This window comes from Xylophilus sp. (genome assembly GCA_009914555.1).
Taxonomy (GTDB): domain Bacteria; phylum Pseudomonadota; class Gammaproteobacteria; order Burkholderiales; family Burkholderiaceae_C; genus WNDY01.
The window spans coordinates 1-24,780 of the sequence record WNDY01000057.1 but is presented as its reverse complement, the minus strand read 5'-3'; the positions used below and the strand labels follow the sequence as shown (position 1 = coordinate 24,780).

Below are 24,780 nucleotides of genomic sequence, written 5' to 3'. Positions count from 1 at the left end.
TGAGGGGCTGAGCCATGGGTCCATGGGCCAACCGGGGGGGCCTCCGGCGGCCTGGCAGGGGCCTGATAGATCAACAGCCAGAAACCAGTTCACCAACCGCCTCACACACAGAAATACTGACAGCCCCAGAACGGCAACGGCGGCGGCTACCCCATAGCGAATATTGTTTCTCGATCGTGGATTCGGCTCGGACATTTTCAGTCTGCATGTACTAGGTGCTGCTGGCCGTTCCTCATTGGTCATACCCGGGACTTTCCCGATCAACCTTGCGCTGGACGGCCTCCCAGGTCAGGTCGTGCCAGCGACGCCGGTCTTCCGGCGCGCGGGTTCGGGAGACCTGCCGTGCCACTTCGTCCTGGGCTGCCTGCGGGGCGATCAATACGCCATTGCGTCCTGCCGACAGCGCACCGATCTGGGCGGTGGCGGCCTTTTCGAAGTTGTAGATGCGCGACCACGCTTCGGCCGCGTTGTTGCCGATCGCGAGCGTCCCATGGTTGCGTAGCAGCAGGTAGTGTTTGTCCCCCAGGTGGGCTACAAGTCGTGCTCGTTCATCCAGGTTCAGGGCGATCCCTTCGTATTCGTGGCTGGCGAGGTGGGGAAGGATGGCTAGCGACCGTTGGTTGAGAGGGAGCAGCCCGTCTGCCTGCGACGAGAGCGCAACACCGTCGTCGGTATGGAGATGCACGACGAAAAAAGCGTCCTCGCGGGCCGCGTGGATGGCCGAGTGGATGACGAACCCCGCATAGTTGATGCCGTACTGACCGTCCAGGACGTTGCCTTCGAGGTCGATCTTCACGAGGTTGGAGGCCGTGACTTCCTCGAACCACAGGCCCAGTGGGTTGAGAAGGAAATGGTGTTCCGGGCCCGGTATGCGGGCAGAGATATGGGTTGCCAGGAAGTCATCCCAGCCATAGAGGGCTGTCAACCGGTACAGCGCCGCCAACTGGACCCGCACCTGCCACTCGACATCGCTTACCCGGCTTTTCAATGATTGGACTTCAGCGTTCAATTTAGGTGCTCCAGAGGTCGAAGGAAAGGCATGAGTGTCGGGGCACGTCATCTTGTAGTGAAGATCATAATCTTCATATGCAAATATAGTTAATGCGCATTGATTTGGCGGCATGAAAGATCCGGTGCGCACGATTGTGCCCTTCGGCCAGAACGAACGAGCGGCGAGGCGGAAAGCTGATGTCGTCAACCACTGGAAAGCGGTCTGGTAAGTATGACCCGGGGGTATGATGTTGTTCCCGCAGCAGGCGCAAGGATCATGCGCATCCTGCTTTGTGACGGTGCAAGGATGCAGACTGCTTCTGTCTCATCCACTGGTGCTGAGTGCGCTATCTCCGGTCGGTGCGAGTGCATGCCCCTGCAACGGCCGGCATGTCTGGCCGGTTTCCGGCTTCGGCCATGCCAAGAAGATATCCAATGACGTTGACGAGGTAATTGTTTCCGATGAAGACAGAGGATTTGCGAGCTTTCGATGCTGTGGTGCGGCATGGCTCCATCAGCGAGGCCGCCCGGGCGATGTCCCTGACTCAACCTGCCATTACCCGCCGCGTGCAGAACTTGGAGGAAGATCTGGGCGTGCTGTTGCTCGATCGCACGACCAAGCCGCCCCGTCCCTCGACGGTGGGATTGAGGGTCCATGAACAGACCAAGGTTGCCTTGCGAGAGCTCGACGCCTTGTCCAACCTCGTGGCGGCCGATGCGGAGCCGAGCGGTGTCTTGCGGCTGGGCCTGACGCACTCCATGGGGTCGCCTCGGTTGATCGACGTGCTGCGAGGCATGAAAGAGGGGTTCCCGGAGGTCACGCTCCAGATATCGACCGATTGGAGCGCGGCCCTCGTGGAAAGGGTGGGGCAGGGGCGGTTGGATGCGGCCACCGTGTTCCTGACCCCCAACGCCCTCGTCCCGGAAGGGCTGAGCATGCAATGGCTGGCTTCCACGGAGGTCGTGCTCGTCGCGGCCAAAGGGCGCTTCCGCAACCTGGCCGGCCGTTTCCAGGACTATGCGGAGGCCGGGTTGATCCTCAACCCGGAAGGCTGCGGGTTCCGCAAGGCCTTGCAGCGCAAACTGAGCGACATCGGGGCTCCGTTCCAACTGAATCTGGAAACATATGGCAGCGAGATCCAGCTCGGTCTGGTGGCGGCAGACATGGGGATCGGTTTCGTTCCTCGCACTGCATTGGAGACCAGCCGCTACCTTCAGGCACTGGATGTGCTGACCCCCCATGATTTCAGGCACGTGGTCGATGTCCGCCTGGTGGGGCCGGCATTCCACGGCAATCTTCTCAAGGCGGTTCAGTATTTCGGCGATGCGATTGCCGCCAGTTTCCAGATGGGGGCGCCGGCCGTTTGAACGGGTGGGGCAGCGGCGTTCGTGATGCCTGCGCCGACCCACGATCGCAGCCTGCAGCAGTGCGCTTGCCCTAGCCCCTGGCGCTCTCCACATTGCAGCCGGAGGTTGGCGGATCGCGTGGGTCCGGCCCGCGAGTTCCGTGATCCGAAGTCGCTGCCCGAGGCCACGTGGCGTGGAAGTTTTGTCCGCAGATGCCATGTGCCGCAGCCGGATAAGCAAACGCGAAATCATCGTTTGTGCCGCGACCGCGGGCTGCCTATCGTGGCGCACCGCGCTGGCCGGCAGGTCGCGCAATGTCAGGACAACAGGAGTTCCACGGGATGCCTTCCAACGCTCACGGCGCCGCCGCGCCGCTGCCGCCGTCCGGCACGATCAGCCGCCGCAGCTGGCTCGGCACAGCCGCCGCGCTCGGCGCCGCCGGTGCGGCAGGGTCGCGCTTGGCCTGGGGCGCGCCGCAGCAGCAGCCGAAGATCACCTTCTCGTGGAGCGGCACCGGCCTGTGCCTGGCGCCCGTGGTCATCGCGCGAGAGCAGGGCCTGTTCGAGAAGAACAAGGTCGACGTGGACGTCATCAGCTTCGCTGGTTCCGTCGACCAGGTGCTCGAATCGCTGGCCACCGGCAAGGCCGACATGGCCGTGGGTCTGGTGCATGCGTGGCTCAAGCCGCTGGAGTCGGGCTTCAACGTCAAGGTCGTCGGCAGTTCGCATGGCGGCTGCCTGCGGGTGCTCGCGCCGGCCAACTCGGGCATCACCCGGCCCGAGCAGCTGCGCGGCAAGGTCGTGGGCGTCTCCAGCATTGCCGGCCCCGGCAAGCAGTTTCTCTCGGCTTATCTCGGCCGCAAGGGAATCGATCCGGACAAGGACGTGGAGTGGCGCGCCTATCCGGCCGACCTGCTCGACGTGGCCATCAAGAAGGGCGAGGTGCATGCCATCTCCGACAGCAACCCCAACCTGTTCCTGATCGAGAAGCGCAACAAGGGCGCGCTGCGCGAGATCGCCAACATCCAGACCGGCGACTATGCCAACCGGCTGTGCTGCATCGTCACCGCGCGCGCCGACCTCGTGAGCCGCGACAAGGCGTCGGTGGCCGCCGTGGTGCGCGCGCTGACTCAGGCCTCGGACTTCGCGGCGCAGAACCCGAACGAAGCCGCGCGCATCGCGCTCAAGCACATACCGCGCGCGTCGCTCGAAGACATCCAGGCCATCCTGTCGGAGCTGAGCTATGGCCACCATCCGTCGGGCACGGCGCTGCGCGACGAGATCCAGGCCTATGCCGCCGACCTGCGCGGCGTCGGCGTGCTCAAGAAGAGCACCGACCCGACACGCTTCGCAAACTACCTCACAGCCGACGTGCTCGCCTGATAGCCGGATCACTTACGCATAACGAACTTCATTTTTCTTGTTTGGACGGCGGGTATCGGAGCCGTAACGTGACGTAAGTGCTGCCGTGCGCTGGCTGCGGCATGGTCCGTCGCGCGCCACATGCTGGTCGGCAGCCTTCTTTCCTACCCCTGGAGTCTTTGCGATGACGATCGAAACCACCCCCTCCCTGCTCGCTGCCGTGCTGCGGGGCGGCACGCTTTCGCGCCGCGGCGTGCTGCGCGCCGCCGGCGCCGCAGCCACGGTTGCGCCGGCCGGCCTGTTCGGCGTACGCGCCTGGGCCCAGCCGAAGAAGAAGGTCGTCTTCGCCTGGAGCCAGTCGGGCTACTGCCAGACGCCGATCCCCGTGGCCATCGAGCGCGGCTTCTTCGAGAAGAACGGCGTCGAGGTCGAGTCGCTCAACTGGGCCGGCTCGGCCGACCAGCTGCTCGAAGCGCTCGCCACCGGCAAGGCCGATGTCGGCGCCGGCCTGATCCACCGCTGGCTCAAGCCGCTCGAAGCCGGCTTCGACGTCAAGGTGGTCAGCAGCATCCACGGCGGCTGCTTGCGCCTGGTGGGCGTGAAGGCCGCCGGCATCACCGACACGCGTCAGCTCAAGGGCAAGGTCATCGGCGTGAGCGACCTCAACAGCCCGGCCAAGAACTTCTTCGACATCCACCTGACCAAGAAGAAGATCGAGGGCTACGAGTTCCGCGTCTACCCGGCCGACCTGCTCGACGTGGCCGCCAAGAAGGGCGAGATCCAGGCCATCGCCGACGGCGACCCCAACGTCTACCTGATCGAGAAGCGCAACCAGGGCGCCTTCGTCGAGATCGGCAACAGCGGCACCGGCGAATACGCCGAGAAGCTCTGCTGCGTGATCGCCGCGCGCGGCGAGCTGCTGCGCAAGGACAAGGCCACCGCGGCCGCCGTGGTGCGCGCGCTGTCGCAGGCGTCCGACTTCGTGGCCGAGAACCCGCGCGAGTCCGCCCGCATCTACGCCAAGTTCAGCAAGGTAACCGAGGACGAACTCCAGGCCCTGCTGCACACCACCAACTACGCCCACCATCCGGTCGGCCGCAACCTGCGCAACGAGGTCGAGTTCTTCGCGCAGGACTTCCGCACCGCGGGCATCCTGAAGAAGACGACCGACCCGGCGCGCTTCGCCGACACGGTCACGCTGGACGTGCTGGCCTGAGTCCCGGCCCGCCCGTCCCGCGTTCCTCCCGCCATTCGCAATCACGAAGGACTGCACGATGACATCCACCACCGCTGACGCATCCGCGCTCGGCACCCCTCCGGCCGCGGCCGGCATCCGGGAGCGCCGGGCGGGCGCCACCCCTGCCGCAGCGGGTTTACCCGCCAGCTTGCAGGAGGCCGCGCCGGCCGGCCTCTGGGGCGCGGGTCTGGCGGCGGCCGGCGGCTGGGTTGTGCTGGGCCTGGTCACGCTGCTGTGGCCCAACAAGGTCGTGGGTTTCAGCGACTGGGCCTTCACCGACGAGTTCGGCATCGCCGCGCTCGTGGTGGCCGCCGCGGTGCTGGTGGTGGCGCTGCTGGGCGCGCGCGCCGGCCGCGTCGGACAGGCGCTGCGCCCGGCCGGCCGCTGGCTGATCGCCGCACCGCTGCTGCTGGCCGCCTGGGAGATCGCCACCGCCAAGCTCGGCGCGTTGCCGACGCCGTTCTTCGCGCCGCCGCAGAGCCTGATCGAGGTGTTCGCCGAGGACTGGAGCCGCCTGGGCCTGTCGACCGCCCATTCGGCGCGTCTGCTGGGCCACGGCTTCGTGCTGGGCGCCATCGTCGGCTTCGTCACCGGCGTGTGGATCGGCTGGTCGCGCATCGCCGGCTACTGGGTGCATCCGCTGCTGCGCTTCCTGGGGCCGGTGCCAGCCTCGGCGCTGCTGCCGCTGGCCTTTTTCTTCGCACCGTCGAGCTATGCGGCAGCCGTGTTCCTCATCGCGCTGGCCACTTTCTTCCCGCTGGCGGTGCTGACCTGGTCCGGCGTGTCGGCCGTCAGCAAGAGCTACTACGACGTGGCCCGCACGCTCGGCGCGTCGGAATGGTTTTTGATCTTCCGCGTGGCCATTCCGGCCGCGCTGCCGCAGGTCTTCGTGGGCCTCTTCATGGGGCTGGGTGCCTCGTTCTCGACGCTGGTGACGGCCGAGATGATGGGCGTGAAGGCCGGCCTGGGCTGGTACCTGCAATGGGCGCAGGGCTGGGCGGCCTACGCCAACATGTATGCGGCGCTGTTCGTGATGGCGGCGCTGTGCTCGGGGCTGATCACCCTGCTTTTCGCCGTGCGCGACCGCGCACTGTCGTGGCAGAAGGGAACGGTCAAATGGTAGTGGAAGCCCTGGCGCAGGAGCGTCCGCAGACTTCGCCGCAACCGGCAGGCGCCGCGGGCGCGCGCATCGACATCCAGGGCGTGAGCCACTGGTTCAAGACGCCGACCGGCGTGCTCCAGGTGCTCGACGGCGTGGACATCCACGTGGCGCCCGGCGAGTTCGTCGCGCTGCTGGGCCCGAGCGGCTGCGGCAAGTCGACGCTGCTGCGGCTGGTGGCAGGCCTGGAGCCGGCCACGGCCGGCACGATCACGCAGGATGCGCTGCCGATCACCCGGCCCGACCCGTCGCGCATCGTGGTGTTCCAGGACCCGACGCTGTTCCCGTGGCGGCGCGTGCGCGACAACGTGGCCCTCGGTCCGCAGGCGCGCGGCGTGCTCAAGGAGCAGCAGGAGCGCGTCGACGATGCGCTGCGCCTCGTGGGCCTGGCCGACTTCGCCGATGCGTTCCCGCATCAGCTCTCCGGCGGCATGGCGCAGCGCGTCGCGCTGGCCCGTGCGCTGGTCAACGACCCGCAGCTGCTGGTGCTCGACGAGCCGCTCGGCAAGCTGGATTCGCTCACGCGGCTGGCCATGCAGAGCGAGCTGGTCAGCCTGTGGCAGCGCAAGGGCTTCTCGGCGCTGCTGGTGACCCACGACGTGGAAGAGGCGCTGTTCCTGGCCAACCGCGTCCTCGTTTTCAGCGACCGGCCGGCCCGCGTGGTGGCCGAACTCGACGTCGGGCTACCGTATCCGCGCCACCGCGGCCATCCGCGCCTGGCCGAGCTGCGCCACGAGGCGTTGCGCCACCTGGGGCTCGATGCGACCTGGTGACGATCTCCGCGGCCTGCGCCAGGCGGGTCGCAACTGGTAAGAGCGAACGGCCATGAACGCCATTCCCGATACCGAGTGGCTGAACTGGCTGCTTTCCTTTTTGCAGTGGACGCAGACGGGTTTCCTGCGGCTGCTGGCCGCGCTGGGCTTGGTACCCGACACGCTGGGCCAGCCGGCCTGGCCGTGGGCGCTGCGCTTTTCCGGCGACAACCTGCTGATCGACCTGGGCCAGGCGCGGCGCCTGGGCATCTCGATCCTGCTGGTCGGCCTGGCAGTGCTGGCGCTGGCGGCGGGATTGCTGTGGCGGCGGCGCCGCTGGTGGGCCTGGGCCGTCGCGCCCGTCGCGCTGCTGGCCGCGCCCTGGCCCGATGCGCATGTGGTGCTGGTCGATGCGCATCCGACGAGCTTCCACCGCTCGACCACGCGCTTTTCGGGCGCGGCCATCGTGCGCGGCGGGGCGCTCTTCCAGCAGAACTGCGTGGCCTGTCACGGCGCCGACGGGCGCGGGCAGGGGCCGCAGGCCGCATCGCTGCCGGTGTGGCCGCCGGACCTGTCGGGGCCGCTGCTGTGGCGGCGCGCCGATGGCGACCTGCTCTGGGCGGTGCTGCATGGTCTGCGCGACCGCCACGGCGCGCAGACCATGCCGGCCTTCGGCGACAGGCTGTCGGTCGGTGACGCCTGGGCGCTGATCGACTTCATGAAGGCCCAGGGCGCCGGCCAGGCGCTGCGCGTGGCTGGCTTCTGGCCGCAGCCGGTCGGCCTGCCCGATGTGCCGGTGCGCTGCGACGGCGGGCCGGTGCGGCCGCTGACGAGCTGGCGCGGGCAGCGGCTGCGCATCGTGGCGGCCGAGCCGGGCGCGCCGCCGCTGCTGGAAGACCCGCGCTTCGTGACCGTGCTGGTCCGGCCGCCGTCATCCGGCGAAGGCGCGGCGCAGCAGGCCGAGTGCGTGGCCGAGGATGCCAGCGGCTGGGAGGCGCTGTCGCTGATCGCTGGCAGCGCGGACCGTTTCGCCGGCACCCAGCTGATCGCCGACCGCGACGGCTGGCTGCGCGCGCGCGGCGAACCCGGCAAGGCGCAGTGGTCCGAGGACGACCTGCTGTGCCGCACTGAGGCCGGCAGCGCGAAACCGGCGGCGTCCGGCGCGCCGGCCGATGGCATCGGCGCACTCATCGCGCGCATGGATGCGGATCCGGTGCGCTTCGTCAAGGGCGGATTCGTCCACTGACCGCATTCATACCCCCCAGTGAATGTGGCTGTAGTGCATAGTAATCAAGCGCTGTGGAAGGTTCCTGCCGGGGGTATCAGTGCTTGCCCGGCGCCTGCGCCTGTTCGCACTTCACCTGCACCAGCCGGTTGTCGGCATGGCGCTCGCCGAGGGCGACCGCGCTGAGGCAGCCGCCCCAGACGCAGCCGGTGTCGGTCGAGAGGATGTCCGGCCGGTCGAGCCAGCCCAGCGTGGACCAGTGGCCGAAGGCGACGGTCACATCGGCCGTGCGGCGCCCCGGCACGTCGAACCAGGGCACGTGGCCGGCGGGTGCCTGCTCGACGCTGTCCGAGCTGTCGAACTCCATCGTGCCGTCGGGCGTGCAGAAGCGCAGCCGCGTGAGTGCGTTGACGATCACGCGCAGCCGGTCCCAGCCGGCGAGGCCGTCGCTCCAGCGCGCGGGCTCGTTGCCGTACATGTGCGCGAGGAAGCGGTCCGGGCCGGAGCCCGACAGCTCGGCCTCGACCTCGGCCGCATAGGCGAGCGTGTTCTCAGCCGTCCAGGCCGGCAGCACGCCGGCATGCACCATGAGCAGATCCTGCGATCCCACGGCCACGCGGCGGGCCAGCGGCTGGCGGCGCACCCAGTCGATCAGCCGATCGCGGTCGGATGCGTCGAGGATGGCGCCGAGCGTGTCCTTGGCGCCGGGCTTGCGCACGCCCCAGGCGACAGCGAGCAGGTGCAGGTCGTGGTTGCCCAGCAGCGGCAGCAGCGCGCCCTCGTGCGCCATGCACCGCCGCAGCACGGCGAGCGACTCGGGGCCGCGGTTGACCAGGTCGCCCAGCAGCCAGGCGGTGTCGCGGCTGGGCGAGAAATCGAGCTTGTCGAGCAGGCGCCCGAGGGCGCTGTCGCAGCCCTGGACATCGCCGATACAGTACATTGCCATGGTGTCTATTCTCGCCGTGCCCTGATGGATTTCCTGCTGATTGTCCTGCTGACCATGATCAACGGGGTCTTCGCGATGTCCGAACTCGCGCTGGCCTCCAGTCGCAGGATCCGCCTCCTGGCCGCAGCCGACGATGGCGACAGGGGCGCGCAGGCCGCGCTCAGGCTGCTCGACCAACCCACGCAGTTTCTTTCGTCGGTGCAAGTCGGCATCACCTCCATCGGCATGCTCAACGGCATCATCGGCGAGGCCGCCTTCAGCGAAGGTCTCGGCCGCTGGCTGCTGGGGCTGGGCCTGTCCGAAGGCGCAGCCGGCATCACGGCGACGGCGCTGGTCGTCACCGCTATCACCTTCTTCACCATCATCTTCGGCGAGCTGGTGCCCAAGCGCATCGGCCAGCTTCATCCGGAACCGGTGGCGCGCCTCGTCGCGCGGCCCATGACCTGGATCGCGCGCATCGCCAAGCCGTTCGTCACGCTGCTGTCGTTCAGCACCCAGGCGGTGCTGCGGCTGCTGCGCATCGACAACACGGCCGCCCGCGCGGTGACCGAGGAGGAGATCGCCGCCAGCCTGGAGGAGGGGCGCGAGGCCGGCGTGATCGAGCACCACGAGCACCAGATGATGCAGAACGTGTTCCGCCTGGACGACCGGCCGCTCACCTCGCTGATGGTGCCTCGCGGCGACGTCGAATGGCTCGATGCCGGGCTCGGCGTGTCCGACGCGCTGCGCAGGGTCGGCGCACAGGGCGAATCCGGCCATTCGTGGTATCCCGTCTGCCGCGGCTCGCTCGACGACGTGGCTGGCGTCATCAGCGTTGCGCGGCTTCTGGAATTGGGCCCCGATGCGCCGCAGACCATCGACCGTTACGCGGCGCCGGCGGTTTTCCTTCCCGAAACGCTCAGCGGCATGGAATTGCTGGAGCAATTCCGCGCGCGCTCGGGCCGCATGGTTTTCGTGGTGGACGAATATGGCGTGGTGCAGGGCCTGATGACGCCGCGCGACCTGTTCGAGGCGATTACCGGCGAATTGCAGCCGGGTGCCGCCGCCGATGCCTGGGCCACGGCGCGCGAGGATGGCTCCTGGCTGCTCGACGGCACCATGCCGGTGGGTGAATTGAAAGCCCGCCTGGATATCCGGGAATTGCCCGACGAGGACCGTGGCCTCTACAACACGCTGGGCGGATTATTGATGGCCGTGTCCGGCAGCCTGCCGGCCGAGACCGACCGGATCGAATGTGCAGGCTGGATATTCGAGGTGGTCGACCTCGACGGGAAACGTATCGACAAGGTACTGGCCCGGCGCATCAGCGCGGCTGAATGAGTGGTTTTTTGCATTGATGTGTAAGCGAACTTCTTCAAGAAAGGTCGCGCCGCGTGCATCTGCGGACGCGGGAGGCCCGCGGTGTTGCAAAGCCTCGCGATAGCTGCGGCTGTCGCCGTGTTTTCCGTCCTGCCGCCCATTCGATCCGCAGCGCCCGCTCGCCGCTCCATTCACGAAGAGGTTCCGAGGTTTCGAGTGGAAAATCTTGCCATCGCTCCGGATTTTGTCTGATAATTGGGCCTCCATTTTCAGAGAAGGCATCCATGTCCACCTACAAAGAGCTTCTGAAGCAGCGCGACAGCCTTGAGCGGCAAATCAAGGAAGCCCGCGATCGTGAACTTTCCGAGGCCGTCGCCCAGGTCCGTTCGCTGGTGCAGGAATATGAGCTGACCGCCGAGGACGTTTTCCCGAGCAATCGCTCGCGCGGCACGGCCCGTGGCAGCAAGGTCGCTGCCAAATACCGCAACCCGGCCACCGGCGAAACCTGGACCGGCCGCGGCAAGGCCCCGAAGTGGATCCAGGGCCAGGAGCGCGAGCAGTTCGCGATTTGACGGCACAACCTTCGTTGCAAAAACCCGGCGGGCACCTCGGCGCCCGCCGGGTTTTTGCATTGTGGATGTCGCCACGGCAGACAGGCCCGGCGCACCTGTAGGAAAAAGGCCATTGTTGTGCGGGCTGCGGTGGAATTGACCGGGTGTCGTTGCACTGTCCCGGGAGGCTGCCAGAATGGGCCGGTCACCGTTGTCCAGGAGTCCACCGTGCCGAAGAAAACGCCCCACGCCTTTGCCTCGACCCTCAAGACGTTCACCACCGCCTCGGGCAAGAAGGGCCAGTTCTTTTCCCTGCCCGCGCTCACCCGCCAATACCCGTCGATCGCCCGCCTGCCGGTGTCGATCCGCATCGTGCTCGAATCGGTGCTGCGCACTGCCGACGGTACCAAGATAACGGCCGACCACGTCGGCCAGCTCGCGCAGTGGCAGCCGAATGCGCCGCGCACCGATGAAATTCCGTTCGTCGTTTCGCGGGTGGTCCTGCAGGATTTCACCGGCGTTCCGCTGCTGGCCGACCTGGCCGCCATGCGCAGCGTGGCGCAGAAACTCGGCCGCCAGCCCAAGCGCATCGAGCCGCTGGTACCGGTGGACCTGGTGGTCGACCATTCGATCATGGTCGATTACTACGGCAAGAAGAATTCGCTTGACTTGAATATGAAGCTGGAGTTCAAGCGCAACCTGGAGCGCTACCAGTTCATGAAGTGGGGCATGCAGGCCTTCGACACCTTCGGCGTGGTGCCGCCGGGCTTCGGAATCGTGCACCAGGTCAACCTCGAATATCTGGCGCGCGGTGTGCACGGGCGCGCCGATGGCGTGTATTACCCCGATTCGCTGGTCGGCACCGACAGCCATACCACGATGGTCAACGGCATCGGCGTGGTGGCCTGGGGCGTGGGCGGCATCGAGGCGGAAGCGGCCATGTTGGGACAGCCGGTGTATTTCCTGACGCCGGACGTCGTGGGTTTCGAGTTGAGCGGCCATCTGCGCGAAGGCGTGACGGCGACCGACCTGGTGCTGACCGTCACCGAAATCCTGCGCAGGCGCAAGGTGGTCGGCAAATTCGTCGAATTCTTCGGCGAGGGCACGCGCACGCTGTCGGTGCCGGACCGCGCGACCATCGGCAACATGGCGCCGGAATATGGCGCGACCATGGGTTTTTTCCCGGTCGATCAGAAGACGATCGAATATTTCAGGGGCACCGGCCGCACCCGGTCCGAAATCGAGGCCTTCGAGGCCTATTTCCGCGCCCAGGGTCTGTTCGGCGTACCGCTGGCCGGCGAGGTCGATTATTCCGAAGTGGTGAAGCTCGACCTGGGCGACGTTACGCCGAGCTTGGCCGGCCCGAAGCGGCCGCAGGACCGCATCAAGCTCGGCAAGGTGGCCAGCCAGTTCGCCTCGCTGTTCTCCAGGCCGGTGTCCGACAGCGGCTTCAACCAGCCGGCCGAGCGCCTGGGCCGCCGCTATCCGCTGGTGCCGCAGCGCGACGAGACGCCCCCTGCCGAGCGCGCCGCGCCGGTGGGCGCGGCGCGCCACGTGGTCGAGATGGTCGAGAACAAGCGGACGCTGGAGGCCGCCGAAGCGGTCGAGCGCCCGAGCCAGCCCGACCACACCGGCCTGACCATCGGCAACGGCGACGTGCTGATCGCGGCCATCACCAGCTGCACCAACACGTCGAACCCGAGCGTGCTGCTGGCCGCCGGCCTGCTGGCCAAGAAGGCGGTGGAGGCGGGCCTGAAGGTGCAGCCGCACATCAAGACCTCGCTTGCGCCGGGCTCGCGCATCGTGACCGAGTACCTGACCGAAACCGGCCTGCTGCCTTATTTGGAAAAGCTCGGCTTCGCGCTCGCGGGCTACGGATGCACCACCTGCATCGGCAACGCCGGCGACCTGACGCCCGAGCTCAACGAGGTCATCGTCAAGAACGACCTCGTGGCCGCGGCCGTGCTGTCGGGCAACCGCAACTTCGAGGCCCGCATCCATCCGAACCTCAAGGCCAACTTTCTTGCGAGCCCGCCGCTGGTGGTGGCCTATGCGATCGCCGGCACGGTGCTGCGCGACCTGATGACCGAGCCGGTCGGCCAGGGCAAGGGCGGCCGCGACGTGTACCTGGGCGACATCTGGCCGACCAGCGACGAGATCCATGCGCTGCTGAAGTACGCGCTCAACGGCAAGGCCTTCCGCGAGAACTATGCCAAGGTCGGGACCGAGCCGGGCAAGCTCTGGGAAAAGATCAAGGGTGTGACCGGCGACACCTACGACTGGCCTGCCAGCACCTACATCGCCGAGCCGCCGTTCTTCAAGGACTTCACGCTCGAAGGCGGCACCGGCACCGCGCCGGTGAAGGTGGAGGGCGCGCGCATCATCGCGCTGTTCGGCGACTCGATCACCACCGACCACATCTCGCCGGCTGGCTCCATCAAGGAGACCTCGCCGGCCGGCCAGTGGCTGCTGGAGCACGGCGTGCAGAAGGCCGACTTCAACAGCTATGGCGCGCGCCGCGGCAACCATGACGTGATGATGCGCGGCACCTTCGCCAACGTGCGGATCAAGAATCTGATGATCCCGCCGCGCGAGGACGGCTCGCGCGAGGAGGGCGGCGTCACGATCTACCAGGGCCCGGGCGACGACAAGGGCCACAAGAAGTTCATCTTCGACGCGGCCCTGCAGTACCAGCGCGAAGGCATCCCGACCGTGATCTTCGCCGGCGAGGAGTACGGCACCGGCTCCAGCCGCGACTGGGCGGCCAAGGGCACGCAGCTGCTGGGCATCAAGGCCGTGGTGGCGCGCAGCTTCGAGCGCATCCACCGCTCCAACCTCGTCGGCATGGGCGTGCTGCCGCTGCAGTTCCGCCCGGGCGAGTCCTGGGAGACGCTGGGCCTCCAGGGCGACGAGACGGTGGACGTCCTCCCCCATCCCGAACTCCGGCCCCAGAGCGAGGCCCGGCTGGTCATCACCCGGCCGTCGGGCGAGCGCTCGGAGGTGCCGGTGATCCTGCGCATCGACACGCCGGTGGAAGTCGAGTACTACCGCCACGGCGGCATCCTGCCGTTCGTGCTGCGGCAGCTGCTCGGAAAGTAGGGGTGTATACCTTTCAGGCGCGCGTGGACCGTGCGCCTGAAGGGTGCAGGGTGGGGGGTATCAGTTCAGGCCCAGGATGCCGCGCAGCTTGGACAGGTCTTCCGCCAGCGTGTTCACCCGGCCCGCGAGTGCCTTGCGGTCGCGCTCGGTGAGCCTGGAATAGGTCTCGAAGCCGCCATCGGCCGTACGGTACTTCTTGAGCGTGTCGAACACGGCCTGGAAGTTCGCGTCGGTCTTGTCGACGAAAGCCTTGTTCTCCTTGGCAACCAGCGGGCGCAGCAGCTCGACGATCTTGTAGGCGCCCTCGAAGTTGGCCTGGAAGTCCCAGAGGTCGGTGTGGCTGTAGCGGTTCTCCTCGCCCGAGATCTTGGTGGCGGCCACCTCCTCCATCAGCACGGCCGCGCCGCCGACCACCTTCTCGGGCGGGAAGGTCAGGGCGGCCAGGCGCTTTTGCAGTTCCAGTACGTCGTTCAGCAGCTTGTCGGCGGTCTTGGCCACTTCCCTGGTGTTCTTCTGCGCCCACAGCGCGTATTCGATGCGGTGGAAGCCGCCGAACTCCGGGTCCTTCTCGGCTTTCTCATGGTCGTTGGCGCGCGAGTCGATGGCACTGTCCAAATCGCTGAACAGCTCGGCCACCGGCTCGATCTTCTCGTAGCTGGTGCGGGTGGGCGCGTAGAGCTGCCTGGCACGCTCGATGTCGCCGGACTTCACCGCGGCGACGAACACGCGTGTGTCGGCCACCAGCTTGCGCACGTTGGTGGCCACGTAGAGCTTGTAGTCGGCCACGGGCGCCACGAGGTCGAGCGGCGCCACCGCTGCGGCCGCGCCCTCCATGGTCAGGCCGCAGCCGGCGGCTGCGAGAATGGTGAGGAAGTGGCGGCGGGCTGGCGCAGTCATGACGCTCCTTGGTTCTGGTTGGTCGGCGGATCGGAAAAAAAGCGGGTCAGGCGCCGAGCAGCGTGCGGCCGAGCCAGTCGCCGCCATCGCGGATGCCGGGCAGCGTGTAGAAGAAGCCGCCACCGATCGGCTTGATGTATTCCTCCAGCGGCTCGCCGTCGAGCCGCTTCTGCACGGCGATGAAGCCTTTGTCCAGGTCGGCCTGGTAGCAGATGAACAGCAGGCCCATCTCCAGCTGGCCCGACTTGGTGACGCCGTTGGAGTAGTTGAAGGGCCGCCGCAGGATGAGGTTGGCTTGCGAGGCTGCAGTGCGCGGGTTGGCCAGGCGGATGTGCGAGTCCAGCGGCGTCGCCCGGCCCTCGGGGTCGCGGGCGTAGTCGGGTACGTCGTGCTCGGTGCGGCCGCTGTCCAGCGGCGCGCCGGTGGGTTTGGCGCGGCCCATGATCGCCTCCTGCTCCTGCAGCGGCGTGCGGTCCCAGCGCTCGACGAAGTTGCGGATGATGCGCACCGCCTGGTAGCTGCCATGCGCGGCCCAGGCCGGCTCGTCGCTGCCGGGCTGCACCCAGACGATGCGGTCCATGAGCGCCGCGTCGGCCGAGTCCGGATTGGCCGAGCCGTCGCGAAACCCCAGGAAGTTGCGCGCGCTCTCGGGGGGGCAGCCGGGCTCGGCCGGGATCGGCGGCACCGTGCCTTCCTGCTTCCAGTGCAGCACCAGCAGGTCGGGCGTGTTCTTGATGATGTCGCGCAGCGCGTGGATGTTGGTGTCGGGCGTGTTGGCGCAGAACTGGATCGACAGGTCGCCGTGGCAGAGCGCGGCGTCGAGTGCGTCGTTGGGATGGCGCTGCATCTGCTGCAGCCGCTTCGGCTTGCGCTTGTCCAGTCCGTAGCGGTCGTCGAACAGCGAGGCACCGACCGAGACGGTGACGGTCAGCGCGTCGGGCTGCACCACCGGCCCGAGGATGCCGGAGCCGGCCGGCGGCAGCTTCGGATCGAGGTCGGCCTGCGGGCCGCCCTGCGTCAGGAAGGCGATGCGCCCGGTCAGCGTGCGCAGCAGCCGCTCCAGGCCCGCGCGGTCTTCGGCCAGCACGAAGAACGAGGCGACCATGCCGGCGGCCGGGCGCGGCGTGGTGACGCCGGCCTGGTGCAGCCCCAGGTAGGGCACGCGGTCCTGCGTGTGAATGCTCTGCGGCGCCTCGGCCACCTGGGCGTCGGGCGTGGCGGGTGCGGCATCCGCGGCGGCCGCGCGGGCGCTGGCGAAGCCGGCCAGCGCGGCGCCGCCGACGCCGGTCAGCAGGCGGCGCCGGCCGGCGGAATACCCGGCGGGGCAGGTGGGCATGGGGAGGCTGTCGTCGCGCATCGTCATTCGAGCCCCAGGGCCGCGTTGACCTTGCCCAGTTCGCCGGCGAGCGCGCGCACCTGCGCGGCGAGTGCCTGGCGCTGCGCGCCGTCGACCGGAATCGGCTTGAACTCCTCGCCATCGCGCCACGGGTCGAGCGCCTTGCCGAGGGCGTCGAACTGCTGGGCAATGGCCTGCTGCAAGGCCGGCGCGGCCTTGGTCAGCAGCGGCGCCAGCAGGTCGGCGATCTTGCGCGTGCCGTCGAGCGTGCCCTGCAGGTTGGACGCGTCGGCATGGCTGTAGCGGTCCTCGCCGGCCGGCAGGTTGTCGGCGGTGCGCTGCAGCAGCTTGGCGGCGGAGCCGGCCAGGCGCTCGGGCGGGATGTTGAGGCCGCGCAGGCGCTCCTGCAGCTGTCCGATGTCGGCCAGCAGCTGGCCGGCCACCGGCGCCAGGCCCGCGGTGCCGTTGCCGGCGAACAGGCCGTGCTCGATGCGGTGGAAGCCGGCGAAGGCCGGGTCGGCCTCGCGCTTCTCGAAATATTCGGCGCGGGCGTTAAGCCGCGTGTCGAGATCGGCGAACAGCTCGGCCATCGGCTCGATGCGCTTGTAGGCCTGGTGCGCGGCCACATAGAGCGGGCGGGCCTGCTGCGCGTTGCCGGCCCGGATGGCATCGGCCAGGGCTTGGGCCGCGTCGTGCAGCGTGTCGGCCTCCAGCGCCAGGAACACGCGGTACTCGGCCAGCGCCCCCACGTAGGCGACCAGCGACGGCCGGGCGGCCTCGGCATCCGACGCGGCCGACGGTGTGACGTGCAGCCGGCCGCGCGGGTTGCTCAGCAGGCCGCAGGTGATGGCGTAGTCGCCCGGATGGAGCTTGGCCGTCATCGTCTGCGAGAACCCGGGGGCGATGTTCTCGCGCTCCTCCACCACCATCACGCCGTCGAGGATCTCCCATTCGAGCGCGCGCTGCGACTGGTTGACGATGGTGAAGGTGGTGCGGCCAGCCGGCACGGTGATGTCGCTGGGGTCGCAGACGTTGCCGCGGATGGTGACGGTCACGGCGTTCTCCGCTGTGGGGGGGGGCGCCTTGCGGGCCACGCCCGAGGCCCACCAGAAGGCGGCGAGGCCGGCCGCGACCAGCATGGCCGAGGCGGCCACGGCCACGCGCATGGCGACGGCGTTGCGACCGGACGGGGGTGGGGGACGGGAAGAAGCATGCATGGGGGATCAGGCCGCCGCGGCACGCGGGGCAGGGCGCAGGAAGAAGAACAGGGCCACGGCCAGGAAGGCGAGGTAGACGATCACCTCGCCCGCCACCGGCGCCGCCTGGTAGCCCAGCAGGCCGGACAGCACCGCGCCGAGCGGGCTGTCCATCGGCAGCGCCTCGCTCCAGTCGAACACCACGGTCTGGAGGTGGTTCCAGAGCCCGGCCTCGTGGAACTTGCGCAGTGCGCCGGCCGCAAGTCCGGCGGCCACCAGCAGAATGACGAGGCCCGTCAGCCGGAAGAAGCGGCGCAGATCCAGCCGCACGCCGCCGGAGTACAGGCCCAGGCCCAGCACCACCGACACCGCGATGCCGGCCAGCGCGCCCACCGGCGCCTCCCAGCCACGGCTCTGCTGGAAGATGGCCAGCAGGAAGAAGACCGACTCCAGCCCCTCGCGCGCCACGGCCAGGAAGACCATGCCGATCAGCGTCCAGCCCCGGCCGTCGCTACGGACCAGCGCACGTTCGACGCCCGCCTGCAGGTCGCCCTTGATCGAGCGCGCGGCCCGGCGCATCCAGAACACCATCGAGGTCAGCATCGCCACCGCCACCAGGCCGACGACGCCCTCGAACAGCTCCTGCTGCTTCTGTGGAAACTCCGCGGCCATCAGCTGCAGGCCGGCGCCCACGAAGAGCGACAGCGCGGCCGCCAGCAGCACGCCGACCCAGACGATGGGCATCAGCGCGCCGCGGCCGCTGTGCTTCAGGTAGCTGGCGATGATGCCGACGATCAGGGCGGCTTCGATGCCCTCTCGCAGCATGATGAGGAAGGGGACGAGCATGGAAGAGACAGTGCCGGCGGGGAAAAAGGGGTCGCCAGTGTATCTAATCGAAAATCATTCTCATCAATTCTCATCTTTGCCCCTGCGTGGTGCATGGAATGGCGCGCATGCCGCGAAAGCCCCCCAGCCGCCGGGCGGCATCGCGGGGCGCGAAGGGGGGCGCGATGGCAAAATGGGAACAACTATTATTTCCGAGAGCGATTCTCGCGATGAAGAACGACATTCCCCAAGCCGCGGCCGGCGTGATGGGCCTGCACGAGCTGCCGCGCCACCAGGTCGCCCTGGTGGTCGGCCTGCAGGCGGCGCGCGACGCGACCGAGCAGGTCGCCGTGCTGCGCCTGGCCGAGATCGGCTTCGTGCCGGGCGAAGAGGTCCGCGTGGTGGCCCATGGCTTCCCGGGCGGCGAGCCGCTGGCCGTGCGCATCGGCCAGACCACGTTCGCGCTGCGCCGCAACGAGGCGGCGCTGGTGCAGGTGGCGCTCCAGACGGAGGTGGCGGCATGACCACGGTGGCGCCGCTGCGCGTCGCCCTGCTGGGCCATCCCAACTGCGGCAAGACCGCGTTGTTCAACCTGCTGACCGGCAGCCGCCAGAAGGTGGCCAACTACGCCGGCGTGACCGTCGAGCGCAAGGAAGGCACGCTGCGCACGCCGGCCGGCCGGGCCGTGCGCGTGCTCGACCTGCCCGGCGCCTACAGCCTGCAGGCCCTGAGCGCCGACGAGGCCGTGACCCGCGACGTCATCACCGGCAAGCGCGCCGGCGAGGCCACGCCCGACCTGCTGGTCTGCGTGGCCGATGCGTCCAACCTGCGGCTGCACTTGCGCCTGGTGCTGGAGGCGCGCCGCCTGGGCGTGCCAATGGTGCTGGCGCTGAACATGACCGACGTGGCCCGCCGCAGGGGTATGGCCATGGACTGCTCACTGCTGGCGCGCGAGCTGGGTATACCCGTGGTAGAAACCGTGGCGGTGCAGGGCGGCGGCGCGCGCGCGCTGCTCGACCAGCTCGACGCCCGGGTGCCGGCGCCGGCTGCGGCTGCGGCTGCGGCTGCGGCTGCGCAGGCTTGCGACGTTCCTTCCGGCCCGCCGACGCCCGCGCAGGTGCTGGCCACGCAGCGCGAGGCCCGCCGCATCTACGAGGCGGCCGTCAAGAAGCCGGCCGTGCGCCCCCGCAACCTGGACGACACGATCGACCGCGTGGTGCTGCACCCGGTCTGGGGCATGGCGGTGCTGGCCGCCACGCTGTTCCTGATGTTCCAGGCCGTGTTCAGCTGGGCCGAGGCGCCGATGGAAGCGATCACCGGAGCCATGGACGCGCTCGGCGGCTGGGTGCGCGAGCACATGGCCGACGGCCTGCTGCGCAGCCTGCTGGTGGACGGCATCATCGCCGGCGCCGGCGGCGTGCTGGTCTTTTTGCCGCAGATCCTGATCCTGTTCCTGTTCATCCTGGCGCTGGAGGATTCGGGCTACCTGCCGCGCGCGGCCTTCATGCTGGACCGCGCCATGGGCACGGTGGGGCTGTCGGGCCGCTCGTTCATCCCGCTGCTCTCCAGCTTCGCCTGCGCCATCCCCGGCGTGATGGCCGCGCGCACCATCACCAACTGGCGCGACCGGCTGGTGACCATCATGATCGCGCCGCTCATGACCTGCTCGGCCCGGCTGCCGGTCTATGCGCTGCTGATCGGCGCCTTCATCCCGCAGAAGACGGTCGGCGGCGTCTTCAATCTGCAGGGCCTGGTGCTGTTCGCGCTCTACATCGTGGGCATCCTCAGCGCCATGGCCGTGGCCTGGATCTTTAAGCGCCTGCGCGGCGGGGCCGGCGCGGCGCCGCTGCTGATGGAGCTGCCGGCCTACCGGCTGCCCAGCCTGCGCAACCTGGCACACGGCCTGTGGGAGCGCGCGGTGATCTTCGTGCGCCGCGTGGGCACCATCATCCTGGCGCTGACGGTGATCCTCTGGTTCCTCTCGACCTTCCCCTCGCCGCCCGCAGGCGCGACCGGCCCGGCCATCCAGTACAGCCTGGCCGGCATGATCGGCCGCGCGCTGGAGGTTGTCTTCGCGCCGATCGGCTTCAACTGGCAGATCTGCATCGCGCTGGTGCCCGGCATGGCGGCGCGCGAAGTGGCGGTCGGCGCGCTGGGCACGGTCTATTCGCTCAGCGCCAGCGGCGACGACGTGGCCGGCCAGCTCGCGCCGATGATCGCGGCCAGCTGGTCCACCGCCACGGCGCTGTCCCTGCTGGCCTGGTACGTGTTCGCGCCGCAGTGCCTCTCGACGCTGGCCACCGTGCGGCGAGAGACCAATTCGGTCCGCTACGCGCTGCTGATGGCCGGCTACCTGTTCGTGCTGGCCTACGCGGCGAGCTTCGCGACCTACCGGCTGGCGCTGCTGTGGAGCTGAAATGACCCAGGAACTCATCGTTGCCCTGATCGTCGTGCTGGCCGTCGCCTACGCCGCCTGGCACTGGATGCCGCAGGGCCTGCGGCGCAGGCTCGCGGGCGGCATCGCGGGAGGCTCGCGGCGGCTGGGCGCGTCCGACGCGCAGGCCGAGCGCATCGCCCAGGCCGTGGGCGCGGCCGGCGGCTGCGGCAGCTGCGACAGCTGCAACGCCTGCGGGCCGGCCAGCCCGGATGCGCCGGCGGCCGAGCGGCCGCTGAGGCGGCACTGACATTTCCGGCCGCCGGCGGCCCCGGGCCGGGTTGCGCCTTGCCCGGCCGATAGTTCAGCGCCTACACTCCAACCTTTCCTGCCGTTAATCTCTTCTGGCATTTGTTTCATGCGCACACCTAGCGACCGCTCGCCGGCCCGATGGGACGCTGCGCATGGCGAAGGCCGGGTCCGGCGGAGCTAGCGTGGACGCCGATCCGCCCCGCCGCCGCGGCGGCCGCGCCGCCGATGGCTTGCCGCCCGGGCTGGCTGCGTCGCTGCGCGACATCGTCCATCTCGCATCGGCCATCGACGCCCATGCGGTCGTGGCGGTGCTGGACCACCGCGGCACCTTCCTCCAGGTCAACGACCGGCTCTGCCGCGTCTGCGGCTACAGCCGTCCGCACATCGTCGGCCGCCGGCACGGCCTGCTGCATGCCGACGTGCTGCTGCCGGCCTCGCTGCCGCAGCTGCGCCGCACCCTGGCCGCCGGCGGCGCCTGGCACGGCGAGGTGCGCAACCGCGCGGCCGACGGCTCCGTCTTCTGGCTCCGTGCCACTGTCGTGCCCGTCGCGGTCGAGGGCCGGGGCCGGCGCTTCCTGGCCCTGGGCACCGACATCACCGCCCAGCGCCAGGCCGAGCAGCTGCTGGCGCGCCGCCGGGTGCAGCTGGACGCCCTGCTCCAGGCGCTGCCCGACATGCTGTTCCTCCAGGATGCGGACGGCGCCTTCCTGCTGTGCAATCCTGCCTTCGCCGCCTTCATCGGCCGCGCCAGCGCCGACATCGTCGGCCGCACCGATGCGGACCTGGTGGCCGATGCCGAGCAGGTGCGCCGGTTCGCCGAGAGCGACCGGCGGGCGCTGCGGACCGGCAAGACGGTCACCGTGGAGGAATGGCTGCTGCCCGCCGACGGCAGCGACCGCCGGCTGTTCGAGACCATCAAGACGCCGCTGCGCGACGCCCGCGGCCGGATCACCGGCCTGCTGGGCGTGAGCCGCGACATCACCGAGCGCAAGCAACTGGAGCTGGCTGCCGAGCGGCTCGCCTTCTTCGACGCGCTGACCGGTCTGCCCAACCGCCGCCTGCTGACCGACCGGCTCGGCCATGCGCTCAGCACCACGGCGCGCGACCGGCTGCACGGCGCGCTGTGCTTCATCGACCTGGACAACTTCAAGGACCTGAACGACACGCTCGGCCACGACATGGGCGACCGCCTGCTCGCCCAGGTGGCCGGCCGCCTGAGCGCCGCCGTGCGCGAGAGCGACACCGTGGCGCGCTTCGGCGGCGACGAGTTCATCGTCATGCTCGAACTGCTCGACGACGACCGAGAGCAGGCCGCCAGCCAGGCCGAGCGCGTGGCCGAGGAACTGCTGGCCGCGCTGGGCCGGCCCTTCGACATCGCCGGCCAGGACTACTACAGCACGCCCAGCATCGGCATCGCCCTGTTCGGCGGCGGCGTGCGCGACAGCGCCGACGACCTGTTGAAGGGCGCCGACCTGGCCATGTACCAGGCCAAGGCGGCGGGCCGCAACACGCTGCGCTTCTTCGACCCGGCGATGCAGGCTGCGGTCAGCGCCCGCTCGGCGCTGGAGGCCGACCTGCGCCAGGGCCTCCAGCGCGGCGAACTGCTGGTGCACTACCAGCCGGTGGTCGACCACAACGCGCGCCTGGCCGGTGCCGAGGCGCTGGTGCGCTGGCGCCATCCGGCCAAGGGCGTGGTCAGCCCGGCGCAGTTCATCCCGCTGGCCGAGCAGACCGGCCTGATCCTGCCGCTGGGCCAGTTCGTGCTGGAGCAGGCCTGCGCGCAGCTCGTGCGCTGGTCGCAGCAGCCGTCCACCCGCGGGCTGACCATGGCGGTGAACGTGAGCGCGCGCCAGTTCCGCCACCCGGACTTCGTGCGCCAGGTGCTGGGCACCGTGCAGGCCAGCGGCGCGAATGCGCGGCTGCTCAAGCTGGAGCTGACCGAGAGCATGCTGCTCGGCGACCTGGAGGAGACCATCGCCAAGATGGGCCAGCTCAAGGCGCTCGGCGTGGGCTTCTCGCTCGACGACTTCGGCACCGGCTACTCGTCGCTGTCCTACCTCAAGCTGCTGCCGCTGGAGCAGCTCAAGATCGACCAGTCCTTCGTGCGCGATGTGCTGGCCGATCCGAACGACGCGGCCATCGTGCGCACCATCCTCGCGCTGGCCGAGAGCCTGGACCTCCAGGTGGTGGCCGAGGGCGTGGAAACCACCGGGCAGCTCAGCTTCCTGCGGCTGCACGGCTGCCAGGGCTTCCAGGGCTACCTGTTCGGCCGGCCCGGCCCGGTCGAGGCCATGGAGCGCGAGCACCTGCCCGCCTGGTGACGCCGGCCTGCCCGGCCGCGAGCCCCGCTGGCGCGGGCAGAATTCCCCCATGAGCAGCAACCACGGCAAGGAAGCGATCATCGCCGGCGGCGGTATTGGCGGGCTGGCAGCGGCGCTCGCCTGCGGCCGGGCCGGGTGGACGGCACGGCTGTTCGAGCGCGCAGCGGCCTTTGGCGAGGTCGGCGCGGGCGTGCAGCTCGGCCCCAACGTCACGCGGCTGCTGGAGGCCTGGGGCCTCGGTGCCGAACTGCGGCGCCGCGCGGCCTTTCCCGCGCGGGCGCAGACGCGCAGCACCCTCGGCGGCGCCGTGCTGGCCACGCTGCCGCTGGGCGACGACATGGTGCGGCGCTATGGCGCACCCTATGCGGCCATCCACCGGGCCGATCTGCATGGGCTGCTGCTCGACGCGGTGCGCGCAGCCGGCAGCACGGAGCTGCACCTGGATACGGCCGTGACCGCGCAGGTGGCCCTGGCCAGCGGCGTGGTCGTCACGACCGGCCGCGGCAGGGAGGTCGAGGCCGACGCGCTGGTGGCGGCCGACGGCGTCTGGAGCGCGCTGCGCCAGCAGCTGCTGGGCGACGGCCCGCCGCGCACCACCGGCCATGTCGCCTACCGCGGCATCGCCGCGCAGGCCCAGCTGCCGCAGGCGCTGCGCAGCACCCAGGTCACCGTCTGGCTCGCGCCGCGGCTGCACGTGGTGGCGTATCCGGTGCGCGGCGGCGAGCTGCTCAACGTGGTCGCCATCGCCGCCGGCCGCGTCGCCGGCAGCGTCGAGCACTGGGACCATGCCGCGACCGACGCCGACCTGCAGCAGGCGCTGGCCGGCACCAGCGCGCCGCTGCGCGACCTGGCCGCGGCCATCGGCCGGCATGGCCAGTGGCGGCTGTGGGCGCTGGCCGACCGGCCGCCGGTGCGCGGGCCGGACGACATGGCGCGCGGCCCCGTCGCGCTGCTGGGCGACGCGGCCCATCCGATGCGGCCCTACCTGGCCCAGGGCGCCGGCATGGCGATCGAGGACGCGGCCGAGCTGGAGCGCTCGCTCGGCCTCGTGCAGCCGGACCTCGAAGGCGTGGTCGACGTGCCGCTCGCGCTGCGCCGCTATGCCCTCAACCGCTGGCAGCGCGTGGCGCGGGTGCAGGCGCGGTCGGTGCGCAACGGCCGGATCTTCCATGCCGGCGGGCCCCTGCGCTGGGGGCGCGACGCCGCGCTGCGGCTGCTGGGGCCGCGGCTCATGGACCAGCCATGGCTCTATGGCTTCGGCTGACTCTGATACTCCCCCTACTGGTAAATGAAGGCGCCCGATCGACGGGCGCTTGGAGATGGTAGTGCCAGGGGTATGTGGTGAGCTGCGGAGGGAGGCGGCGGCGAGATCGCCGGCAACAGCTGCAGACGCGCGCGTGGGATGATTCTTTACCCACGATTTACCTGTCGCATCCCGGACGATCATATAGCCGCTTATGGAACAGATGCGGGTGAGTCTGATACCAGTTCTTCATGGCCTGCATGGGCGTCTTGCTGCCCAGCGCTGACTGCGGCAGTTGCTGGTTGTACAA

Annotated in this window: 20 protein-coding genes and 1 pseudogene; 14 read left to right on the top strand and 7 right to left on the bottom strand. The window is 69.3% G+C overall.

The window, feature by feature from the left end; translation table 11 throughout:
• Nucleotides 1-232 precede the first annotated feature (232 nt).
• Complete coding sequence (locus GAK38_RS19395) at nt 233-1,009, bottom strand: class II aldolase/adducin family protein (RefSeq protein WP_325346595.1); 777 nt, start codon at nt 1,007-1,009, stop codon at nt 233-235.
• A gap of 443 nt (nt 1,010-1,452) precedes the next feature.
• Between GAK38_RS19395 and GAK38_RS19390 the strand changes: the two genes are divergently transcribed.
• From GAK38_RS19390 to GAK38_RS19365, 6 genes are all read left to right on the top strand, one after another.
• Complete coding sequence (locus GAK38_RS19390) at nt 1,453-2,358, top strand: LysR family transcriptional regulator (protein ID WP_325346594.1); 906 nt, start codon at nt 1,453-1,455, stop codon at nt 2,356-2,358.
• 320 nt (nt 2,359-2,678) lie between these two features.
• Nucleotides 2,679-3,719, top strand: coding sequence for an ABC transporter substrate-binding protein (locus GAK38_RS19385; RefSeq protein WP_325346593.1), 1,041 nt, complete (start codon nt 2,679-2,681; stop codon nt 3,717-3,719).
• Nucleotides 3,720-3,882: 163 nt separating this feature from the next.
• Nucleotides 3,883-4,914, top strand: coding sequence for an ABC transporter substrate-binding protein (locus GAK38_RS19380; protein ID WP_325346592.1), 1,032 nt, complete (start codon nt 3,883-3,885; stop codon nt 4,912-4,914).
• Nucleotides 4,915-4,972: 58 nt separating this feature from the next.
• Nucleotides 4,973-6,058, top strand: a complete 1,086-nt coding sequence (locus tag GAK38_RS19375; RefSeq protein WP_325346591.1) for an ABC transporter permease — start codon at nt 4,973-4,975, stop codon at nt 6,056-6,058.
• Nucleotides 6,052-6,867: an ABC transporter ATP-binding protein gene (locus GAK38_RS19370; protein ID WP_325346590.1), complete on the top strand. Its 816-nt coding sequence runs from the start codon at nt 6,052-6,054 to the stop codon at nt 6,865-6,867. Before GAK38_RS19375 ends, GAK38_RS19370 begins: the two co-directional genes overlap by 7 nt.
• Before the next feature lie 52 nt (nt 6,868-6,919).
• On the top strand, nt 6,920-8,092 hold the full coding sequence (locus GAK38_RS19365; protein WP_325346589.1) for a c-type cytochrome: 1,173 nt from the start codon (nt 6,920-6,922) through the stop codon (nt 8,090-8,092).
• 76 nt (nt 8,093-8,168) lie between these two features.
• On the opposite strand, the gene GAK38_RS19360 is transcribed toward GAK38_RS19365, so the two are convergent.
• Nucleotides 8,169-9,017: a symmetrical bis(5'-nucleosyl)-tetraphosphatase gene (locus tag GAK38_RS19360; protein ID WP_325346588.1), complete on the bottom strand. Its 849-nt coding sequence runs from the start codon at nt 9,015-9,017 to the stop codon at nt 8,169-8,171.
• 24 nt (nt 9,018-9,041) lie between these two features.
• On the opposite strand from GAK38_RS19360, the gene GAK38_RS19355 reads away from it, so the two are divergent.
• The 3 genes from GAK38_RS19355 (at nt 9,042) to GAK38_RS19345 (ending at nt 13,966) form a co-directional block, all read left to right on the top strand.
• Nucleotides 9,042-10,337, top strand: coding sequence for a hemolysin family protein (locus tag GAK38_RS19355; protein ID WP_325346587.1), 1,296 nt, complete (start codon nt 9,042-9,044; stop codon nt 10,335-10,337).
• Nucleotides 10,338-10,600: 263 nt separating this feature from the next.
• Complete coding sequence (locus GAK38_RS19350; RefSeq protein ID WP_325346586.1) at nt 10,601-10,888, top strand: H-NS histone family protein; 288 nt, start codon at nt 10,601-10,603, stop codon at nt 10,886-10,888.
• A gap of 207 nt (nt 10,889-11,095) precedes the next feature.
• Nucleotides 11,096-13,966, top strand: a complete 2,871-nt coding sequence (locus tag GAK38_RS19345; protein ID WP_325346585.1) for an aconitate hydratase — start codon at nt 11,096-11,098, stop codon at nt 13,964-13,966.
• Nucleotides 13,967-14,026: 60 nt separating this feature from the next.
• Here the strand turns inward: GAK38_RS19345 and efeO (GAK38_RS19340) are convergent, their stop codons facing one another.
• The 4 genes from efeO (GAK38_RS19340) to efeU are packed head-to-tail and all read right to left on the bottom strand — an operon-like array spanning nt 14,027 to nt 18,241.
• Nucleotides 14,027-14,863 carry an iron uptake system protein EfeO gene (gene efeO / locus GAK38_RS19340; RefSeq protein WP_325346584.1) on the bottom strand — a complete coding sequence of 279 codons (837 nt, stop codon included), beginning with the start codon at nt 14,861-14,863 and terminating at the stop codon, nt 14,027-14,029.
• Between the two features lie 46 nt (nt 14,864-14,909).
• On the bottom strand, nt 14,910-16,199 hold the full coding sequence (gene efeB, locus GAK38_RS19335; protein WP_325346583.1) for an iron uptake transporter deferrochelatase/peroxidase subunit: 1,290 nt from the start codon (nt 16,197-16,199) through the stop codon (nt 14,910-14,912).
• 23 nt (nt 16,200-16,222) lie between these two features.
• Nucleotides 16,223-17,416, bottom strand: a complete 1,194-nt coding sequence (gene efeO / locus GAK38_RS19330; RefSeq protein ID WP_325346582.1) for an iron uptake system protein EfeO — start codon at nt 17,414-17,416, stop codon at nt 16,223-16,225.
• Nucleotides 17,417-17,422: 6 nt separating this feature from the next.
• Complete coding sequence (efeU, locus tag GAK38_RS19325; protein ID WP_325346581.1) at nt 17,423-18,241, bottom strand: iron uptake transporter permease EfeU; 819 nt, start codon at nt 18,239-18,241, stop codon at nt 17,423-17,425.
• Nucleotides 18,242-18,450: 209 nt separating this feature from the next.
• Between efeU and GAK38_RS19320 the strand changes: the two genes are divergently transcribed.
• The 5 genes from GAK38_RS19320 (at nt 18,451) to GAK38_RS19300 (ending at nt 24,491) form a co-directional block, all read left to right on the top strand.
• The gene (locus GAK38_RS19320; RefSeq protein ID WP_325346580.1) at nt 18,451-18,744 is read left to right on the top strand and encodes a FeoA family protein; all 294 of its coding nucleotides are present in this window, start codon (nt 18,451-18,453) and stop codon (nt 18,742-18,744) included.
• Complete coding sequence (feoB, locus tag GAK38_RS19315) at nt 18,741-20,636, top strand: ferrous iron transporter B (RefSeq protein ID WP_325346579.1); 1,896 nt, start codon at nt 18,741-18,743, stop codon at nt 20,634-20,636. Before GAK38_RS19320 ends, feoB begins: the two co-directional genes overlap by 4 nt.
• A 1-nt stretch (nt 20,637) precedes the next feature.
• Nucleotides 20,638-20,904 carry a DUF6587 family protein gene (locus tag GAK38_RS19310; RefSeq protein ID WP_325346578.1) on the top strand — a complete coding sequence of 89 codons (267 nt, stop codon included), beginning with the start codon at nt 20,638-20,640 and terminating at the stop codon, nt 20,902-20,904.
• 184 nt (nt 20,905-21,088) lie between these two features.
• The gene (locus GAK38_RS19305) at nt 21,089-23,227 is read left to right on the top strand and encodes a putative bifunctional diguanylate cyclase/phosphodiesterase (RefSeq protein ID WP_325346577.1); all 2,139 of its coding nucleotides are present in this window, start codon (nt 21,089-21,091) and stop codon (nt 23,225-23,227) included.
• A gap of 49 nt (nt 23,228-23,276) precedes the next feature.
• On the top strand, nt 23,277-24,491 hold the full coding sequence (locus GAK38_RS19300) for an FAD-dependent monooxygenase (RefSeq protein ID WP_325346576.1): 1,215 nt from the start codon (nt 23,277-23,279) through the stop codon (nt 24,489-24,491).
• Nucleotides 24,492-24,648: 157 nt separating this feature from the next.
• Here the strand turns inward: GAK38_RS19300 and GAK38_RS19295 are convergent.
• Nucleotides 24,649-24,780: pseudogene (locus tag GAK38_RS19295) on the bottom strand (IS481 family transposase); the annotation flags it as partial.

Bases quoted from the DNA above. Each gene is read 5' to 3' on its own strand.
- GAK38_RS19390 (WP_325346594.1), top strand. From the start codon at position 1,453: ATGAAGACAGAGGATTTGCGAGCTTTCGATGCTGTGGTGCGGCATGGC.
- GAK38_RS19385 (WP_325346593.1), top strand. From the start codon at position 2,679: ATGCCTTCCAACGCTCACGGCGCCGCCGCGCCGCTGCCGCCGTCCGGC.
- GAK38_RS19380 (WP_325346592.1), top strand. From the start codon at position 3,883: ATGACGATCGAAACCACCCCCTCCCTGCTCGCTGCCGTGCTGCGGGGC.
- GAK38_RS19375 (WP_325346591.1), top strand. From the start codon at position 4,973: ATGACATCCACCACCGCTGACGCATCCGCGCTCGGCACCCCTCCGGCC.
- GAK38_RS19370 (WP_325346590.1), top strand. From the start codon at position 6,052: ATGGTAGTGGAAGCCCTGGCGCAGGAGCGTCCGCAGACTTCGCCGCAA.
- GAK38_RS19365 (WP_325346589.1), top strand. From the start codon at position 6,920: ATGAACGCCATTCCCGATACCGAGTGGCTGAACTGGCTGCTTTCCTTT.
- GAK38_RS19360 (WP_325346588.1), bottom strand. From the start codon at position 9,017: ATGGCAATGTACTGTATCGGCGATGTCCAGGGCTGCGACAGCGCCCTC.
- GAK38_RS19355 (WP_325346587.1), top strand. From the start codon at position 9,042: ATGGATTTCCTGCTGATTGTCCTGCTGACCATGATCAACGGGGTCTTC.
- GAK38_RS19350 (WP_325346586.1), top strand. From the start codon at position 10,601: ATGTCCACCTACAAAGAGCTTCTGAAGCAGCGCGACAGCCTTGAGCGG.
- efeO (WP_325346584.1), bottom strand. From the start codon at position 14,863: ATGACTGCGCCAGCCCGCCGCCACTTCCTCACCATTCTCGCAGCCGCC.
- efeB (WP_325346583.1), bottom strand. From the start codon at position 16,199: ATGCCCACCTGCCCCGCCGGGTATTCCGCCGGCCGGCGCCGCCTGCTG.
- efeO (WP_325346582.1), bottom strand. From the start codon at position 17,416: ATGCATGCTTCTTCCCGTCCCCCACCCCCGTCCGGTCGCAACGCCGTC.
- efeU (WP_325346581.1), bottom strand. From the start codon at position 18,241: ATGCTCGTCCCCTTCCTCATCATGCTGCGAGAGGGCATCGAAGCCGCC.
- GAK38_RS19320 (WP_325346580.1), top strand. From the start codon at position 18,451: ATGAAGAACGACATTCCCCAAGCCGCGGCCGGCGTGATGGGCCTGCAC.
- feoB (WP_325346579.1), top strand. From the start codon at position 18,741: ATGACCACGGTGGCGCCGCTGCGCGTCGCCCTGCTGGGCCATCCCAAC.
- GAK38_RS19310 (WP_325346578.1), top strand. From the start codon at position 20,638: ATGACCCAGGAACTCATCGTTGCCCTGATCGTCGTGCTGGCCGTCGCC.
- GAK38_RS19300 (WP_325346576.1), top strand. From the start codon at position 23,277: ATGAGCAGCAACCACGGCAAGGAAGCGATCATCGCCGGCGGCGGTATT.